At 74.3% G+C, this 16,258-nt stretch carries 15 protein-coding genes; 7 read left to right on the top strand and 8 right to left on the bottom strand.

Going from position 1 to position 16,258, the window contains the following annotated elements; all coding sequences use genetic code 11:
* Positions 1 to 566 precede the first annotated feature (566 nt).
* Positions 567 to 977 (top strand): MarR family winged helix-turn-helix transcriptional regulator, encoded by a 411-nt coding sequence (locus tag ACF1BN_RS18130; RefSeq protein WP_392332608.1) that lies wholly within the window; start codon positions 567 to 569, stop codon positions 975 to 977.
* Positions 978 to 988: 11 nt separating this feature from the next.
* On the opposite strand, the gene ACF1BN_RS18125 is transcribed toward ACF1BN_RS18130, so the two are convergent.
* Complete coding sequence (locus ACF1BN_RS18125; RefSeq protein WP_392332580.1) at positions 989 to 1,780, bottom strand: hypothetical protein; 792 nt, start codon at positions 1,778 to 1,780, stop codon at positions 989 to 991.
* 359 nt (positions 1,781 to 2,139) lie between these two features.
* Between ACF1BN_RS18125 and ACF1BN_RS18120 the strand changes: the two genes are divergently transcribed.
* The 5 genes from ACF1BN_RS18120 to ACF1BN_RS18100 all read left to right on the top strand — a co-directional run bounded on the left by ACF1BN_RS18120 (position 2,140) and on the right by ACF1BN_RS18100 (position 8,166).
* Positions 2,140 to 5,259, top strand: a complete 3,120-nt coding sequence (locus ACF1BN_RS18120; RefSeq protein ID WP_392332579.1) for a nitrate- and nitrite sensing domain-containing protein — start codon at positions 2,140 to 2,142, stop codon at positions 5,257 to 5,259.
* Positions 5,256 to 5,786, top strand: a complete 531-nt coding sequence (locus ACF1BN_RS18115; RefSeq protein WP_392332578.1) for a roadblock/LC7 domain-containing protein — start codon at positions 5,256 to 5,258, stop codon at positions 5,784 to 5,786. The genes ACF1BN_RS18120 and ACF1BN_RS18115 overlap by 4 nt, the downstream gene beginning before the upstream one ends.
* A 5-nt stretch (positions 5,787 to 5,791) precedes the next feature.
* A complete protein-coding gene (locus ACF1BN_RS18110; protein ID WP_392332607.1) occupies positions 5,792 to 6,199 on the top strand; it encodes a DUF742 domain-containing protein in 408 nt (135 codons plus the stop codon).
* Between the two features lie 70 nt (positions 6,200 to 6,269).
* A complete protein-coding gene (locus tag ACF1BN_RS18105) occupies positions 6,270 to 6,893 on the top strand; it encodes an ATP/GTP-binding protein (RefSeq protein WP_392332606.1) in 624 nt (207 codons plus the stop codon).
* Between the two features lie 37 nt (positions 6,894 to 6,930).
* Positions 6,931 to 8,166 carry a styrene monooxygenase/indole monooxygenase family protein gene (locus ACF1BN_RS18100; RefSeq protein ID WP_392332577.1) on the top strand — a complete coding sequence of 412 codons (1,236 nt, stop codon included), beginning with the start codon at positions 6,931 to 6,933 and terminating at the stop codon, positions 8,164 to 8,166.
* On the opposite strand, the gene ACF1BN_RS18095 is transcribed toward ACF1BN_RS18100, so the two are convergent.
* The 4 genes from ACF1BN_RS18095 to ACF1BN_RS18080 form a co-directional block, all read right to left on the bottom strand.
* On the bottom strand, positions 8,139 to 9,482 hold the full coding sequence (locus ACF1BN_RS18095) for an NlpC/P60 family protein (RefSeq protein ID WP_392332576.1): 1,344 nt from the start codon (positions 9,480 to 9,482) through the stop codon (positions 8,139 to 8,141). The genes ACF1BN_RS18100 and ACF1BN_RS18095 overlap by 28 nt on opposite strands.
* Positions 9,483 to 9,568: 86 nt before the next feature.
* A complete protein-coding gene (locus tag ACF1BN_RS18090) occupies positions 9,569 to 9,862 on the bottom strand; it encodes a hypothetical protein (RefSeq protein ID WP_392332575.1) in 294 nt (97 codons plus the stop codon).
* A gap of 37 nt (positions 9,863 to 9,899) precedes the next feature.
* Positions 9,900 to 10,622, bottom strand: a complete 723-nt coding sequence (locus tag ACF1BN_RS18085; RefSeq protein ID WP_392332574.1) for a TetR/AcrR family transcriptional regulator — start codon at positions 10,620 to 10,622, stop codon at positions 9,900 to 9,902.
* 75 nt (positions 10,623 to 10,697) lie between these two features.
* Complete coding sequence (locus ACF1BN_RS18080; RefSeq protein WP_392332573.1) at positions 10,698 to 11,633, bottom strand: diiron oxygenase; 936 nt, start codon at positions 11,631 to 11,633, stop codon at positions 10,698 to 10,700.
* Positions 11,634 to 11,804: 171 nt separating this feature from the next.
* Here ACF1BN_RS18080 and ACF1BN_RS18075 point away from each other — a divergent pair, with 171 nt between their 5' ends.
* Complete coding sequence (locus ACF1BN_RS18075; protein WP_392332572.1) at positions 11,805 to 12,920, top strand: ferritin-like domain-containing protein; 1,116 nt, start codon at positions 11,805 to 11,807, stop codon at positions 12,918 to 12,920.
* Positions 12,921 to 12,936: 16 nt separating this feature from the next.
* Here ACF1BN_RS18075 and ACF1BN_RS18070 read toward each other — a convergent pair whose 3' ends face one another.
* From ACF1BN_RS18070 to ACF1BN_RS18060, 3 genes are read right to left on the bottom strand one after another with little or no spacing between them, the layout of a single operon-like run.
* Entirely contained in the window at positions 12,937 to 13,233 is a 297-nt protein-coding gene (locus ACF1BN_RS18070; protein WP_392332571.1) for a putative quinol monooxygenase, read from the bottom strand.
* 13 nt (positions 13,234 to 13,246) lie between these two features.
* Complete coding sequence (locus ACF1BN_RS18065) at positions 13,247 to 14,827, bottom strand: penicillin-binding transpeptidase domain-containing protein (RefSeq protein WP_392332570.1); 1,581 nt, start codon at positions 14,825 to 14,827, stop codon at positions 13,247 to 13,249.
* On the bottom strand, positions 14,824 to 16,215 hold the full coding sequence (locus ACF1BN_RS18060; protein WP_392332569.1) for an FtsW/RodA/SpoVE family cell cycle protein: 1,392 nt from the start codon (positions 16,213 to 16,215) through the stop codon (positions 14,824 to 14,826). Before ACF1BN_RS18060 ends, ACF1BN_RS18065 begins: the two co-directional genes overlap by 4 nt.
* Positions 16,216 to 16,258 lie beyond the last annotated feature (43 nt).

Raw genomic sequence — 16,258 nt, 5'->3', positions numbered from 1 at the left:
CATGTCAGTCACGTGCTCGCCGGGGACTCTACGCACGTAGACAGGTGGGGTGGAAGGGGATCCGGGTTCCGCCGTTGGTCTACTCCTGCGAAATACTGAAGGAGCTGCGGCGACGCCCGCCGGAGCGCGAAACTTTCAGCCGACGAAACACGCGTGGGAGGTCCGAGGTGCGCGCAGGCGGTCCGGCCGGTGAGGACGGCACGACGCCCGGGGAGAGCCCCGTCGGCGCCGAGACCGCCGGCCCCGAGCCCGAGGCGGCGTCCGGTCCCGAGCCGACGTCCGGCCCCGAGCCGGTATCCGGCCCCGGTTCCGCGCCGGCGCCCGGTCCGGGTCCCGCGCCGAAGTCCGGCTCCGAGCCCGAGCCGGCACCCGGCCCCGTCGGCCCCGCCTCCGCCGCCGGCCCCGAGCCGGCGCCCGGCCCCGCCGGACCGGCCTCCACCCCCGGACGGGCCTCCACTCCCGGACCCGCTTCCGCCTACGGACCCACACCCGTCGCCGGACCCGCACCCGCGGTCTCGCCTGTCCCGTTCTCCGATCGGGCGCCCGCCGAGCGGGAGTTCCTCGCGCTGGAGCGGGAGCTCGCCGTGTTCCTGAGGCGGGCCCGGGCGCAGTCGGGGGAGATGGCGCGGGAGGTGCATCCGGAGCTGGAGCCCGCCGCGTACGGGCTCTTCGTGCGGCTCGACGACGCCGGGCCGCAGCGCGCCACCGAGCTCTCCGCCTACTTCGGCGTCGGCAAGGCGACCATGAGCCGCCAGCTGCGCGCCCTCGAACAGCTCGGTCTGGTCGCCCGCGACCCGGACCCCGCCGACGGGCGCGCCTCCCTGGTCCGGCTGACCGACGAGGGCCGCGCCCGCTTCCGGCACGTCCGCGACGCCCGGCGCGAGCGGTACGTCCGCAAGCTCGCCGGCTGGGACCGTGCCGAGGTCGCCGAACTCGCCCGGCTGCTGAACCACTTCAACCAGCGCTCCGAGGGCTGAGGGCCGGGGCCTCAGAAGGCCACGTACACGCCCGTCGCGTCGTCGTGGACCTTCCCGCGCCCCGTCCCGCGCCCCGTCCCGCCCTCCGCCGCCGCGGTCTCCAGCACCCGCACCCGCCGGAGCAGTCCCGCCGGTCCCTCCTTCGCCAGGACGCGGGCGCACTCCGCCCAGTCGCCCGCGCCGAACCGCTCGACCCAGCGGCTCGCCCCGTCCGTGAGCGCCGCCAGCGCCCGCACCTGCGCGAGCGGGGTCGTCCCGGTGACGGCCCGCTCCGCCACCGACGGGTCCGCGGCCGCCGTGAAGAAGCCGCCCTCCCGGTTCCGCAGCCGGTCCGTCGCCTCGTGCGAGCGGAGCGCCTCGCGCGGCACCCGGTCGAGCCGGTCGTCGCGCACCGCCCGTACCGACCCGTCCGGCGCCTCGATCAGCAGCACCGAGTCGGAGAGGACGAGGTGGTCGACGCGGTCCGCGCCCCAGCGCGCGAGGACCACCGTCGCCTGAGGCGTACGTACGTGAGAAAGGTCACAGGTGCCCGCATGGGCCTCCGCGGTGCGCCGGATTGCCCGCCAAAGGATCTCGGACAGCGTCAGATCGAGCCGGGAAGCGCACAGTTCGGTCAAAGCGCCACCCAGTCGCGCGGTGAACCACGGCACCGTGTGCACACAACCGGCATCGCCGGCGGGCGGGGTGACCCCGTCCAGGAGGACGAGCGTCCCCCCGCCGCCCGAGGCGGGCAGAGCTGCGGAGGCCCAGTCCTCGTTGGGGCGTTCGGGGCTGCCGGGAAGGGTGGCGACTTCGCTGCGCATGATGTCCAGTGTGCCCGGCTCGCGCACGCTCTTCACAACACCTGCAAAGGGCCGAAAATGGCCTGTACCAACCGGCCATGAGTCGCGAGGAGGGCGGAATCGCCAGCTCCGGCGAGCTGCGGGCGGGCATCCTGCCAAAGGCCGCGCCGAAGATCCAGCCGGGGCCTCGTGGAGGGTCCGCGCGGGGCCCGCCGGAAGTTGTTCGCCAACTCAGGAGTGTTGTTCACTCGTTCGGGTGGCGGAGCGGCCGATGCCCGTCTCCTACCGGGAAGCGCTGGAATGGTCGGAAGCCGTACCAGGGGTGGGGGCGGACCTCGTGACCGGCCGTCACCTCTGCTGTGTGGGCGGACGAGTCAAGAATGCGAGCACCGGTGCAGAAGAAGCGGCCTCGGAGCATGAACGGCGCGCGGAGCCAGACCCCCGGTGAGCCGCCGACCCCCGGCACCCCCGCCACCGGAGCCGGCACCGGCGTCCCCACCGGCCCCGGAACGACCCCCGGAAACGGGACGACCCCTGGAACGAACGCCGTGACGAACCCCGGAACGACCCCCGGGACGAAGCCCCGTACCGACCAGGGCACCGGCCCCCGCCCCGGCGCTCACCCCGGCACCCCCACCGGCCGCCCCAAGCGCGTCCGGACCCGCCTCGTCGCCGGTGTCGCCCTCGTCGGCGTCATCGTCCTCGGCGCGGGCGCCCCCGCCGTCCTCACGGCCTCCACCGAACTCAACGAGTCGCGGCGCCTGGTCACCCTCGCCGAACTCGACCGGCAGGCGGTCACCCTCGCGCACTCCCTCGCCGACGAGCGCGACGAGGTCGTCGCCTTCGTCGCCGCCGGCCGCGAGGAGCAGTCCGGTCCCAGGAAGGACCGCCGGGCCGTCACCCCCGCCAAGTCGGCCCGTGTGGACCGCCAGATCGACGAGATCCGGTCCGCCGCCCCCGACGCGCTCCGCCGCGAGCTCGCCGGTGTCGCCTCCGTCCGCCGCGCCGCCGTCACCGGCAAGGGCACGGCCCTGGAGGCCCACAAGGCGTACACCGACGTCATCGCCAAGCTCCAGGACCTCGCCGACGAGCTCGCCGAGCGGACCCCGCCGCGCGCCGCCGACCTCGTCCTCACCGGCGCCGACCGCGCCCCCGCCGACCTCGGCCGCGCCGTCGAGCAGGCGTCCGCCGCCCGAGGCCTCCTCCTCGCCGCGCTCGCCGTCCCGCAGCCCGAGCCGAGCGGCGAGCTCCGCTACGACCCCGCCACCGGCACCTACGTCCCCGAGGAGCCCGAGGGCAAGGAGGAGGCCGAGCGCGCCCGCGACCTGCTGAGCGCCGCCGCCCAGCAGGCCCGCGTCCGTGAGCTCGCCGCGCTCGGCGACTTCGACCGGTCCGCTGGCCCCGCCGCCCGCGACTCCCTCGCCGGGACCGTCGCGGGACCCGAGGTCAAGACCGCCGAGCAGGCCCTCGCCCGGCTCACCGACCAGCCGACCCTCACCGAGGCCGAGACCCGCACCTCCCCGTCCGGCCTGGACGCCGCGCTCTCCGCCCGCATCGAGCAGATGCGCGGCGTCGAGTCCACGCTCGCCGCCAAGCGGGTCGAGCGGCTCACCGCCCTGCGCGACGAGGACGTCACCGCGCTCGAACTGCGGCTCGCCTTCCTCGGCGGCTGCCTGGTGCTCGCCGTCGGCGTCTCCACGTACGTGGCCCGCAGCCTCACCCGGCCGCTCGCCGTGCTCCGCCTCGGCGCGGCCCGCCTCGCCGCCGCGCCCGACCCGGCCACCGAGGACTCCGTCCGCTTCACCGGCCGCAACGACGAGTTCGCCCAGGTCGTCCGCTCCCTCAACACCCTGCACGGGCAGCTCGCCGCCCTCACGGCCCACACCGGCCGGCTCACCGGCGAGCGGTCCGGCCTGGTCACCGCCCGCGAGGCCGCGGAGGCCGACCTCGCCACCCAGCGCGCCGAGCTCCAGGGCCGGATCGCCGTGCTCACCGCCGACCTCGAACGGCTCCGGAGCACCGTCCACCACACCTTCGTCAACCTCTCGCTGCGCAGCCTCGGCCTCGTCGACCGCCAGCTCGCCGTCATCGAGAAGCTGGAGGAGCGCGAGCAGGACCCGGACCGCCTGGCCACCCTCTTCAAGCTCGACCACATGGCCACCGTCATGCGCCGCCACAGCGAGAACCTGCTGGTCCTCGCCGGGCACGAGCACGTCCACGGCCACGCGGGACCGGTCCCGCTCGTCGACGTGCTGCGCGCCGCCGTGAGCGAGATCGAGCGGTACGAGCGGGTCACCATCCAGTCGCTGCCGCCGCACGCCCAGCTCGCCGGCTTCGCCGCCGACGACCTCAGCCACCTCGTCGCCGAACTCCTGGAGAACGCCACCTCGTTCTCCCCGCCGGACGCCGAGGTCCAGCTCTCCGGCTGGCTCCTGGAGACCGGCGAGGTCATGCTCTCCGTCCAGGACTCCGGCATAGGGATTCCGGAGCACCGGCGCGCCGACCTCAACGCCCGCCTCGCCGCCGCCGACCCGGAGGCGTTCGAGGGCGAGGGACTCGGCATGCGCGTCGTCGCGCTGCTCGCCGCCCGCCACGGCGTCGGGGTCGAGCTGCGCGAGCAGAAGCCGGGCGGCACGGCCGCCGTCGTGGTGCTGCCGCTCCCGCTCCTGCCGACCGCGCCGCCGGCCGCCGCCGTCCCGGAACCGGTTCGGGGCGCGGGCGCCGGCCCCGTCCTCCACCTCCCCGGCTCGGAGGCCGAGGCCAACTCCAACGCCCTCCCGTCCCGTACCCGCGACCCGCTCGTGGAAGCGGCGGAGCGCGCGTTCCAGGAGCAGACGCAGGCACAGGAGCAGCAGGCGCAGGCGCAGGCACAGACGCAGGAGCTGACGCGGACGCAGGCGCAGGGGGTGACCCCGGCGGAGACCGCGCCCGCCGCCGGCGAGGACGTCGTCGAGGAGTCGTACGGCTCCGAGTCCGCCGCTCCCCTCGAGCAGGCGGCGCCCCTCGTCCCGCCGGTCGCGGAGGCGGGCGTGCCGGACCCCCTGACCGCGCCGCGGGCCGGGGCCGCCGCCTTCGCCGAGCCGTACCAGGAGTCCGTCTCCGAGACCACGCTCCAGGTCCGGCTCCCCGACCCGCCGCCCGAGCCGGACAGCCACGAGCGGGCCGCCGAGCCCCCGTCGGCCGCCGAGCCCGCACCGACCGTGCCCGAGCAGGCCGGACCGGCCGACGAGGCGCAGGTCCCCGGGCCGCGCCCCGCGCAGTGGGAGCGCGTGACCGACAAGGGCCTGCCCAAGCGGACGCCGCAGGTGGTCCGCGCCCCCGCAGAGCCCACCGCCCCCCGCAGGGGCGCCGTCGACGCCGAGGCGCTCCGCCGCCGGCTCGGCGGCTTCCACCAGGGCGCCGTGGCCGGGCGCCGGGACGTCGAGGCGGAGATAGCAGCCGAGAGCACCACGCGTACAGAGGAGATGACGGGGGACACAGTCGAGGAGGCACGCAGTTGACCGCCACGGGAACGAGCACGACGAGCACCACCAGCACGTCCGCAGCGAGCGGGACGTACGGACTGAGCACGGAGGCCCGCAACCTGCAATGGCTGCTGGGCAACCTCGTGGAGGAGGTGCCGGGCGTCCGCTCGGTCGCCGTCGTCTCCTCAGACGGGCTCCTGCTGCTCTCCTCCGACCCCGACGAGCGGCCGGGCCAGGCCGCCGACGGGCACGCCCGCCCCCGGGGCCCGCGCGGTTCCAGCGCCGACCTCGCCACGATCGTCTCCGGCATCGGCAGCCTCACCATCGGCGCCGCGCGGCTCATGGACGGCGGCGGGGTGAAGCAGACCATGGTCGCCATGGAGGAGGGCAGCGTCTTCGTCATGTCGATCAGCGACGGCTCGCTCCTCGGCGTGCACGCCGACCCCGACTGCGACATGAGCGTCGTCGCCTACCACATGGCGCTCTTCGTGGGCCGTGCCGGACACGTCCTCACCCCCGAGGTCCGCAGCGAACTGCGCAAGTCGATGGAGAGCTACCGGTGACCTCGCTGACCGCCGCCGCTCACCGGCTGCCCGTACGCGGCGAAGGACGGCGCCCCGCGCGCGTGCGCCCGTACTCGCTCACCGGTGGCCGTACCCGGTTCGGCCACGTGCTGCTCGTCGAGACCTTCGTGGCCGCGCTGGAGGCGCCGATCGCCCGCAAGATCCTCACGGACGGCGGTCCCGGCGCCCGCGGGCTGATGCCCGAGATGCGCGCCATCGTCGAGATCTGCCGCCGGATGCGGACCGTGGCGGAGATCTCGGCCCTCCTCAAGATGCCGTTGGGTGTCGTCCGGGTGCTCCTCAGCGACCTGGCCGACCAGGGAAAGATCCGTGTGTACGGGACCGGTCACGGCACCGGCCAGCCCGACCGCGCGCTCCTCGAAAGGGTGCTGAGTGGACTCCGTCGTCTCTGACGCCACCGCCGTCGACACCGCCGTCGACACCCCCGCCTCCGCCCCCGCGGAGGCCGTCCCCACCGCCGCGATCCCCGCCCAGCCCGGGCCCGCCGGGGAACCCGATCCCGAGGACGGCGCCCGGGACTGGCAGCTCGACCACTCCCGCGCCCCGATCGCCACGAAGATCGTGGTCGCGGGCGGCTTCGGCGTCGGCAAGACCACCTTCGTCCGCGCGGTCTCCGAGATCACCCCGCTCCAGACCGAGGCGCTGATGACCCGGGCGAGCGAGGAGACCGACGACCTCACCGCCACCCCGGACAAGCTCACCACCACCGTGGCGATGGACTTCGGCCGGATCACGCTCGACAACGACCTGGTGCTGTATGTCTTCGGCACCCCCGGCCAGCAGCGCTTCTGGTTCATGTGGGACGACCTGGTGCGCGGCGCGATCGGCGCGATCGTCCTCGCCGACACCCGCCGCCTCACCGACTGCTTCCCGGCGCTCGACTACTTCGAGAGCTGCGGCCTGCCGTACGTCGTCGCCGTCAACCACTTCGAGGGCACCGAGCGGTTCGCGCCGGAGGACGTCCGGGAGGCCCTGACGATCGCCTCCGACGTCCCTGTGGTGATCATGGACGCGCGGAAACGCTACAGCGTCGTCGAGACGCTGCTCGCCATGGTCGAGCACGCGCTCTCCGCCACCCCCGAATAGCTCGCCCTCACAGAACGTCTCGCCAGGAGCCCCGCCCATGCGGAAGATACTCATAGTCGGCGCCGGCCAGTCCGGTCTCCAGCTCGCCCTCGGCCTCCAGAACCAGGGGTACGAGGTCACCCTGATGTCGAACCGGACGGCGGACGAGATCCGCTCCGGCCGCGTCATGTCCACCCAGTGCATGTTCCACACCGCGCTCGGCCACGAGCGCGACCTCGGCCTGAACTTCTGGGAGTCCCAGGCCCCGAGGATCGAGGGCCTCGGCGTCTCCGTCGCCGGCCCCGGGTCGGCCCGCGTCATCGACTGGGTCGGCAAGCTCGACGGGTACGCCCAGTCCGTCGACCAGCGCGTGAAGATGGCCGGCTGGATGGAGACCTTCGCCCAGCGCGGCGGACAGCTCGTCATCCACGGCGCCGCCGTCGGCGACCTCGACTTCTTCGCCCGCCGCTACGACCTCGTGCTCGTCGCCGCAGGCAAGGGCGAGCTGGTCTCCATGTTCGGCCGGGACGCCGACCGCTCCCCGTACGCCGAGCCGCAGCGCGCGCTCGCCGTCGCGTACGTCGACGGCCTCGGTCCCCGCCCCGAGCACCCCGACTTCGACGCCGTCCGCTGCAACATCGTGCCCGGCGTCGGCGAGCTCTTCGTCATGCCGACCCTCACCACCGGCGGCCGCGCCGACATCCTCTTCTGGGAGGGCGTCCCCGGCGGCCCCGTCGACGCCTTCCAGGGCGTCAAGGATCCCTCCGAGCACCTGGCGCTGACGCTGGAGCTCATGGAGGAGTTCCTGCCGTGGGAGTACGCGCGCGCCACCAAGGTCGAGCTGACCGACGCGGGCGGCACCCTCGCCGGCCGGTACGCGCCGACCGTCCGCAACCCGGTCGGCCGGCTCCCCGGCGGCGGCCTGGTCCTCGGCGTCGCCGACGTCGTCGTCGCCAACGACCCGATCACCGGACAGGGCTCCAACTCCGCGTCCAAGTGCGCCGCCGCCTACCTCGCCGCCATCGTCGAGCACGGCGACAGGCCCTTCGACGAGGCGTGGATGCGGTCCGCCTTCGACCGCTACTGGAAGACCGCCGAGCCGGTCACCAAGTGGACCAACGCCATGCTGGCGCCGCCCCCGGAGCACGTCCTGAACCTGCTCGGCGCCGCCGGTCAGCTCCAGCCGGTCGCCGACCGCTTCGCCAACGGCTTCGACGACCCGGCCGACTTCGAGCACTTCTTCTTCGACCCGGAGAAGTCCGCCGCCTATCTGGCCTCCGTCGCCGGAGCCTGACCCTCCCCGCCGGGCCCCGCCCCGTCGTACCCCTCGTCCGAGCCCTCCCGGGCGCCCTCCGGGACGATCGGCGGGGTGTACGACGCCAGGGCCGTGCCGCCGGGGTCCGGCCGGACGGCCCCGAGCAGCGGGTTCGCCGCGAGCGGGGAGACCTTCACCCGGCCGCCCGGACGCGGGGCGTGCACCACCAGGCCCTCGCCGAGGTACAGCGCCACGTGGGTGGCGCCCGGGAAGTACACCACCAGATCCCCGGGGCGCAGTTCGCCCAGCGCCACCCGGGGCAGCTCCGCCCACTGCTCCTGACTGGTCCGCGGCAGCTCGCGGCCGGCCGCCGCCCACGCCCGCTGGGTGAGGCCCGAGCAGTCGTAGGCGTCCGGGCCCTCCGCCCCCCACTCGTACGGCTTCCCGAGCTGGCCGACCGCGAAGCGCAGCGCCGCCGCGCCCTCCCCGGTCGGGGTGAGGGCGTGGTCGAGGACGCCGGAGTCGAGGAGCTCGCGCTGGGCGCCCGCCGTCCGGCTCCGCTCCAGCTCGGTCAGACGGGCCAGCTGCTCGGGGGAGAGCGAGGCGAGCAGCTTCTCGACCTCGGCGAGCTTCCTGCGCACCGCGTCCCGCCGGCTCCGCTGCCGGTCGGCGAGCGTCTTCTGCCGGTCGAGCGCGGTGCGGGAGGCGGAGGCCAGCGCGGCGGCCCGGCGCTCGGCCGCCCGGAGCCGGGGCAGGGCGGAGGCCCGGTCGCGGGCCGTGCGGTCCATCAGATGCCCGGCGTCGAGGGCCGACTGGGGGTCCGCCGCGAAGAGCAGCCGCAGCGGCGAGGCGTATCCGGTCCTGCCCTGGTACTGCTCCCGGGCGAGCCGTCCGGCCTCGGACCGTCCGCGCGCCAGCTCCTCCCTGGCCGTCCTCAGGTCGGCGGCGACCCGCCGGGTGTCCGCTCCCTGGAGCCGTGCCGCCTCCTCGGCGGCGTTGAACCCCTCCGTGGCCTCCTCGGCCTCCTGGTAGAGGGTGCGGAGCCGGGTGAGGAGCGTCGCCACGGAGTCCCCGCCGGAGGGTGCGAGCGCGGCGGCGTCGTCGGTGGCGGTGTCCGTGCCTTCGGGCGGGGATTCCGGCTCGCCGCCCTCCGCGTCGGGATCCTCCCGCGCGTCCGGGTCCACCGGTCCGACCGGTTCCGCCGCCGGGTCCGCCCAGGCGACGGGTGCGGAGGCGGCGGGCGGATCCGCGGGGGGTTCCGGTGGCGGCGGGGGTGCGGCCGTCGCCGTTCCGGACAGGGCCGTCAGCGCGGCCAGCGCTCCCGTACAGACCGTGCGCAGCAGCCTTCGCGACACGTCACCACCTCCAGAGCGGGCTCCGGAGGCATCATGGCGCGCGGATTCATCCGATTACCGTACGAAGCGGGGCGCGTCCTCCCGGCTCACCCGTTCGGCTCCCCGTCGGGCCGGGGCGTCGGCTTGGACCAGGGCCACTTCAGCTCGCGCCGCTCGCGGCCCTCGGGGGCGTACGCGTAGACCCAGCCGCGCTGGAGGCCGAGCCGCCTGGTGTGACCCGCGGGCTCGCGCCGGTACGTGTACAGCGTGGGCGGCCGGCCGTCGTGGGCCGGCACCGGCACCTCGTACCACTTCGGCGGGTGGCCGGTGGGGCCGAGCAGGATGGGCAGCACCCGGCCGTCGAGCGGGCCGCCGCGGAAGGGGGTGTTCTCGCTTCTCACCCCACCAGTCTCTCCCGGCCGCACCCGGCGCGTGAGGTCAGAGCAGGTGCGCCGCCTGGCCGGCCAGCGGCACCAGGCGGCGGGCGAGTCCGGCGACCGGCCCGTCGGCGGTCTCCTGGGCGAGCAGCCGCCGCACCACCTCCGCCGTCTCCGGGTCGCTCGCGGAGCTCGCCGCGAGCAGGGCGACGAGGTGGTCGACCAGCCAGTCGCGCAGCTCGCCCGCGTCGGGCCGCTTGCCCTCGTCGAGCCAGATGAGGGAGGCGGCCTCGACGGCCGCGATCCAGGTGCGGACCAGCATCCCGAGCCGCGCGCCGGGGTGCTCCGCCCCCAGGTGCGTGAAGATCTGCTCGGCCGCGGCCCGCCGCACCTCGTCCACGATCGCCGCGGTGTGCGAGGTCTCCACGACGCTCCCGCCGCGCAGCAGCGCGCTGAAACCGGCGTCGTGGCCGTCGACGAAGGCCAGGTAGCGGTCGAGGACCCGGCCGAGGCGCTCGGTGGGCGGGCCCTGGGCCGGCTCGGCGAAGCAGCGGTCCAGGGCGTCGGCGGAGGAGCGCAGGGCGGCCTCGTACAGCTGTTGCTTGCCGCCGGGGAAGTAGCGGTAGACCAGCGGCCGGGAGACTCCGGCCGCCTCGGCCACGTCGTCGAGCGACACGTCCTCGGGGGTCCGGTGCGCGAAGAGCCCGAGCGCGGCCTCCAGGAGCTGGCCGCGCCGCTCCTCGACGCTGAGCCGGCGGTACGCGGGGGAGGCGGCGCTCGTCATGACCGCAGCGTAACCCCGGTACCTCCGGCTCCGGGCCGCGATTCCCGGCCCCGCCCGCCCACCGGCCGCCCGGCCTCAGGCCAGCAGCCCGGAGGAGCGCCACAGGCGCCGGCCGGGGCCGCGCAGCACGCCGATGTCGTCGAGGAAGTCCGTCAGGCGCTTGGCCCCGGCCTGCATGACCTCCCGCCGGTGGCCGCTCGCCCGCACCTCGGCGACCGCCTGCCGCCGGTCGAGGCCGACGGCGTCGTACACCGCCGGGTTGACGAAGCAGACGGAGAAGACCCGGGCGGCCTCCCCGCAGCTGATCCGGGTGAGCTCCCGCTCCCAGCGCGGCGCCGTCACCATCTGCCGGCGCAGCTCCTCGCGGGCGTACCGGACGTGCCGGGCCTCCTCGACCACGTGGATCCGGGTCACGCCGCGCACCAGCGGCTGGACCCGCTCGTCCGGGAAGGTCAGCCGCTGCATCCAGTCCAGGATCTCCTCGCCGAGGAGGGTGGCGGCGAAGGAGCCGGGGGTGGTGGAGACGGTCTTCAGGACGCGGGCGAGGTTGTGGTGGACCCGCGGCACCGGGTACTCGCCGGTGCCGCCCTTGCGGATCAGCCGGGCGAACATCATGGAGTGCCGGCACTCGTCGGCGATCTCGGTGAGCGCGTACCGCACGTGATGGCTGGTCAGCGACTTGTCGTAGATGTGCCGGACGAGCAGCTGCATCAGGATGATCTCGAACCAGATGCCCAGCGAGGCGAGCGAGGCGGCCTCGTGGCGGGAGAGGTCCCTCCGCTGCTCCTCGGACATCCGGCGCCACAGCGGGGTGCCGTAGAGCGAGACCAGCTCCGGCGGCCAGTACCACCGCCCGTCCTCGAAGGGCGCGTCCCAGTCGAGCTCGGTGTCGGGGTCGTGGGAGTGCTTGCGGGAGGCCTCCAGGAGCCGTTCGGCGAGCCGCTCGCGGTCGCGGAGCGGCCCCAGCGCGTCCCGCAGCAGAGTGAGGTCGGGCTCGGTGAAGGGACTCATGGCGGGGACACCTCGCTGGCTGCGCACGTGGGTTACCGTCGGTCACGTGCTATCAGACTGCCCGTCAGCAAGCCCGTCAATCCCCCCTGCGCGACTTGTTGACGCTTCGTCCAGCAACGTGTGAGCCTGCTGGAGACGGCGGGAACGCCTTCCTGCCGGAAGGAGTGGTCGATGTCGACGCACGAGCTCTACGTGAACCCCCCGTCCGGACCCGGCCGGGAGATCCCCGCCACCGGCGAGGCCCGCTTCTCCTGGGAGTACGACATGGCCGACGCCGGCCGTGACCGGCTCCTCGCCCTCTACCAGAAGGGCAAGGACAAGCAGTGGGACGGCGCCCGCCGCATCGACTGGGACCTGGAGGTCGACCCGTACGACCCGCTCGGCACCCCCGACGAGGCGCTCGCCCTGCACGGCACCCGCCACTGGGCCAAGCTCACCGGCAAGGACAAGGGCGAACTGCGCCGCCACTACGCCTCCTGGAACTTCAGCCAGTTCCTCCACGGCGAGCAGGGCGCCATGGTCTGCGCCGCCCGCATCGTCGAGTCCGCGCCCGACCTCGACGCCAAGTTCTACTCCGCCACCCAGACCATGGACGAGGCCCGGCACGCCGAGATCTACGGCCGCTTCCTCCACGAGAAGATCGGCATGCTCTACCCGATCAACGACGACCTCCAGAGCCTCCTCGACGACACCCTCCGCGACTCCCGCTGGGACATGCCCTACCTCGGCATGCAGGTGCTCATCGAAGGCCTGGCCCTCGCCGCCTTCGGGATGATCCGCGACACCACCGACAAACCGCTGCCCCGGCAGATCCTCGCCTACGTCATGCAGGACGAGGCCCGGCACGTGGCCTTCGGCCGGATGGCGCTGCGCGACCACTACCGGCAGCTCACCGACGCCGAACTGCGCGAGCGCGAGGAGTTCGTCATCGAGGGCTGCCACCTGATGCGCGACCGGCTGCGCGGGGTCGAGGTCCTGGAGAACTTCGGCATCCCGCGCAAGGAGGCCGAGGAGTTCAGCGAGCAGAGCGAGTTCCTGCACCTCTTCCGGAAACTGCTGTTCAGCCGGATCGTGCCCTGCGTCAAGGACATCGGCCTCTGGGGCGAACGCCTCCAGAAGGCCTATCTCGACATGGGCGTCTTCGACCTCGGCGACTCCAACCTCGACCTGCTGATGACCCAGGACGAGGAGATCGCCGAGCGGCTCGACGCGGAGCGGTTCGCGGCGGAGGAGCGGGAGCGGGTGGCCGAGGTGGCCGAGGCCGTCGCGGAGGGCGCGGCCGAGTGACGTACCGGCGTCCCCGTCAGGCCGTCGGTGCCACGGTGAAGTGGCGCAGCTCCAGCGGGCCGAGGAGGTACTCCTCCTCGCCCGGCAGGACCACCGGCTCGTCCCGCCAGTTCTCCCCTGCGTACGCCGCCAGATCCGCCTCGGACCGCCAGCGGCTCACGTAGAGCAGCGAGTGCGGCGGTGCGACCAGCACCTCGTGGTCCACCAGGCCGGGGTTGCGGGCCGGAAAGTCCCGTACCGCCGCGAGAATCAACTCCCGGAACGCGTCGAAGCGTTCGGGGCGGACGCGGGCCTCGCTCACTCGGACGATCACGTCCGGCACCCTCTCACGGAGCCGGACGCGCCGTCACCCCCGCCGGCGGACGGCCGCCGGGCGGGCCGGCCGGCCGGGGCGGCTTCGTCCGCGCCGGCGGCCCGCCGCGCGGCCCCGGCGCGCCCCGTGCCTCCGCGTCGAGGCGCAGCGCCTCCCACATCACGTCCCGCGCGATCGGTGCCGCGCTGCCGCCTCCGCTGATGTCCGTGCGCGAGGCCTCCGCGTCCTCCACGACCACCGCCACCGCCACCGCGGGCCGTCCCGAACCCTCCTCCTGCGCCCAGGCGATGAACCAGGCGTAGGGGGTGCCGGCGTTGCCGAGGCCGTGCTGCGCGGTGCCCGTCTTGCCGCCGACCCGGGCCCCGGGGATCGCCGCGTTCGAGCCCGTCCCCTCCTCCACCGCCCTCACCATCAGCCGCTGGAGCTGGAGGGCGGTCGACGGGCTCATGGCCTGCCGGTAGCCGCGGTGCGGGGTGCGGTCCACGGTGGTCCCGCGGTCGGTCGTCGTGCGGTCCACCAGATACGGCTGCGCGATCTCCCCGGTGTTGGCGACCGCCGCCGCGACCATCGCCATCTGGAGGGGGGTCGCCGTGGTGTTGAACTGCCCGATCGACGACAGGGCCAGCTGGTCCGGGCTCATGTCGCGGTCGAAGTTGGACCGCGCCACCCAGGACGGCACCCGCAGCGTCGCGTCGTCGAAGCCGAACCGTTCCGCCGTCTCCACCATGCCGGCCAGTCCCACATCGACGCCGAGGCCGGCCATCACCGTGTTGCAGGACCACTGGAGGGCGTACGCGAGCGAGGCGTCCTCGCAGCCCCGGGCCTCGTTCGGCAGCACCTGCCGGGTGCCGGGCAGCACGAAGGGGTCCGGCGTGTCCGTCGGGGCGTCCACGTCCCGCACCACGCCCGCGTCGAGCGCCGCGGCCGCCGTCACGATCTTGAACGTGGAGCCGGGCGGATAGGTCTGCCGCAGCGCCCGGTTGAGCATCGGCTGGTTCGGCGAGGTGGTCAGCCGGGTCCAGGCGTCCTTCACGCCGGGCCCGGTGCCGGAGAGCACCCCGGGCTCGTACGAGGGGGAGGAGACCAGCGCCAGGATGCGGCCGCTCGACGGTTCGAGCGCGACGACCGCGCCGCGCTTGCCGTCGAGGCCCCGGTAGGCGGCCTCCTGCATCGGGGCGCGGATCGTCGTCACCACGTCGCCGCCGGGGGAGCGGCCCCGGGTCAGTTCGTTCCAGAGCGGCAGCGGCGCGAGGACCGGGTCGGCGCCGGAGAGGATCGCGTCCTGCGCGTTCTCGACCATGGTGGTGCCGTACGTCTGGGAGGCGTAGCCGGTCACCGGCGCGTAGAGCGGCCCCCGGCGGTAGGTCCGCTCCCAGCGCAGCTGCTGCCCGCTGTCGCGGGAGCCGGTCACCGGCTTCCCGTCGACGACGATCTCGCCGCGCGGCTCCGCCCAGCGGGCGATGGAGCTCCGCCGGTTGGCCGGATTCGCGTCCAGCTCGTCCGCCTCGACCAGCATCACCCGGGCCGCGTTCACGAGGAGCGCGACCAGCAGGAGCAGACAGAGCACGGCGGCCCGCCGGATGTACCGGATCACCGGCCCGCCTCCACCCTGGCCGGCTCGCCGGTGTCCGCCGACTCCGGCTGCGGCGCGCGCGCCGAGTCGCTGACCCGGACCAGGAGCGCCACGATCACCCAGTTCGTCACCACCGACGAACCGCCCTGCGCCAGGAACGGCATCGCCATGCCGGTCAGCGGGATCAGCCCCATCACCCCGCCCGCGATCACGAAGACCTGGAGCGCCACGATCGACGCGAGCCCGATCGCCAGCAGCCGCCCGAAGGGGTCCCGCAGGGCGAGCCCGGCCCGGTATCCGCGCGCCACGAAGAGCGCGTACAGCAGGAAGAGCGCGGTGAGCCCGACCAGCCCCAGCTCCTCGCCGGCCGTCGCCAGGATGAAGTCCGACTTGGCGGCGAAGCCGATGAGGACCGAGTGCCCGAGGCCGAGTCCGGTGCCGAGCATCCCGCCGGCGGCGAAGGCGAAGAGGGACTGGGCGAGCTGCCCCGGCCCGTCGCCGGCCCGGATGGAGGCGTACGGATCGAGCCAGTCCTCCACCCGGCTGTGCACATGCGGCTCGACGGAGCCGATGAGGAAGGCCCCGGCGGCGGCCAGCAGCAGTCCGATCGCGATCCAGCCGGTGCGTCCGGTCGCCACGTACAGCATGATCACGAAGAGGCCGAAGAAGAGCAGCGAGGTGCCGAGGTCCCGCTCCAGGACGAGGACGCCGACGCTCAGCAGCCAGATCGCCACGATCGGGCCGAGCACCCGCCAGGTGGGGAACTGGAACCTCCAGATCCGGCGGCCGGCGTAGGCGAGCGCGCTGAGGTTGGCGGAGAGGTACGCGGCGAAGAAGACCGCGAGCAGGATCTTCGCGAACTCGCCCGGCTGGAAGGAGAGCCCGCCGGCCCGGATCCAGATCCGGGCGCCGTTCACCGCGGGGAAGAAGATCGGCAGGATCATCAGGGCGAGCGCGGCGGCGACGGAGACGTACGCGTACCCCTGGAGGACGCGGTGGTCGCGGAGCAGCACCACCACCACGATGAAGAGCGTCACCCCGAGCGTGGACCACACCAGCTGGGTGGCGGCCGCCTGGTCGCGCGGGGTCTCCAGGTCGAGGCGGTAGATCAGCACGAGACCGAGCCCGTTGAGCAGCAGGGCGATCGGCAGCAGGAGCGGATCGGCGTACGGGGCCCGGAACCGCACGGCGAGGTGCGCGAGCAGGGCGAGGAGTCCGAGCCCCGCCCCGTACCGGGCCGCGTCCGGCGGCACCGCGCCGTCGTGGGCGAGCCCCACCGAGGCGTAGCCGCAGACGGAGATGAGGACGGCGCCGAGCAGCAGCACCAGCTCCACCCCGCGCCGCTTCGGGACCCGGACACCGGGCGGCGGCGCGTCCGGGGGAGCGTCCGTGGTCCGAGGTGCGGTCATGGTCGGCAACGTAGCAAGCCGTATGCCTTATGTCCCTTTTGTG

The organism is Streptomyces sp. NPDC014861, from assembly GCF_043081625.1.
Taxonomy (GTDB): domain Bacteria; phylum Actinomycetota; class Actinomycetes; order Streptomycetales; family Streptomycetaceae; genus Streptomyces.
The sequence above is the reverse complement of the archived record's forward strand: the minus strand, read 5'-3'. Positions and strand labels throughout refer to the sequence as shown.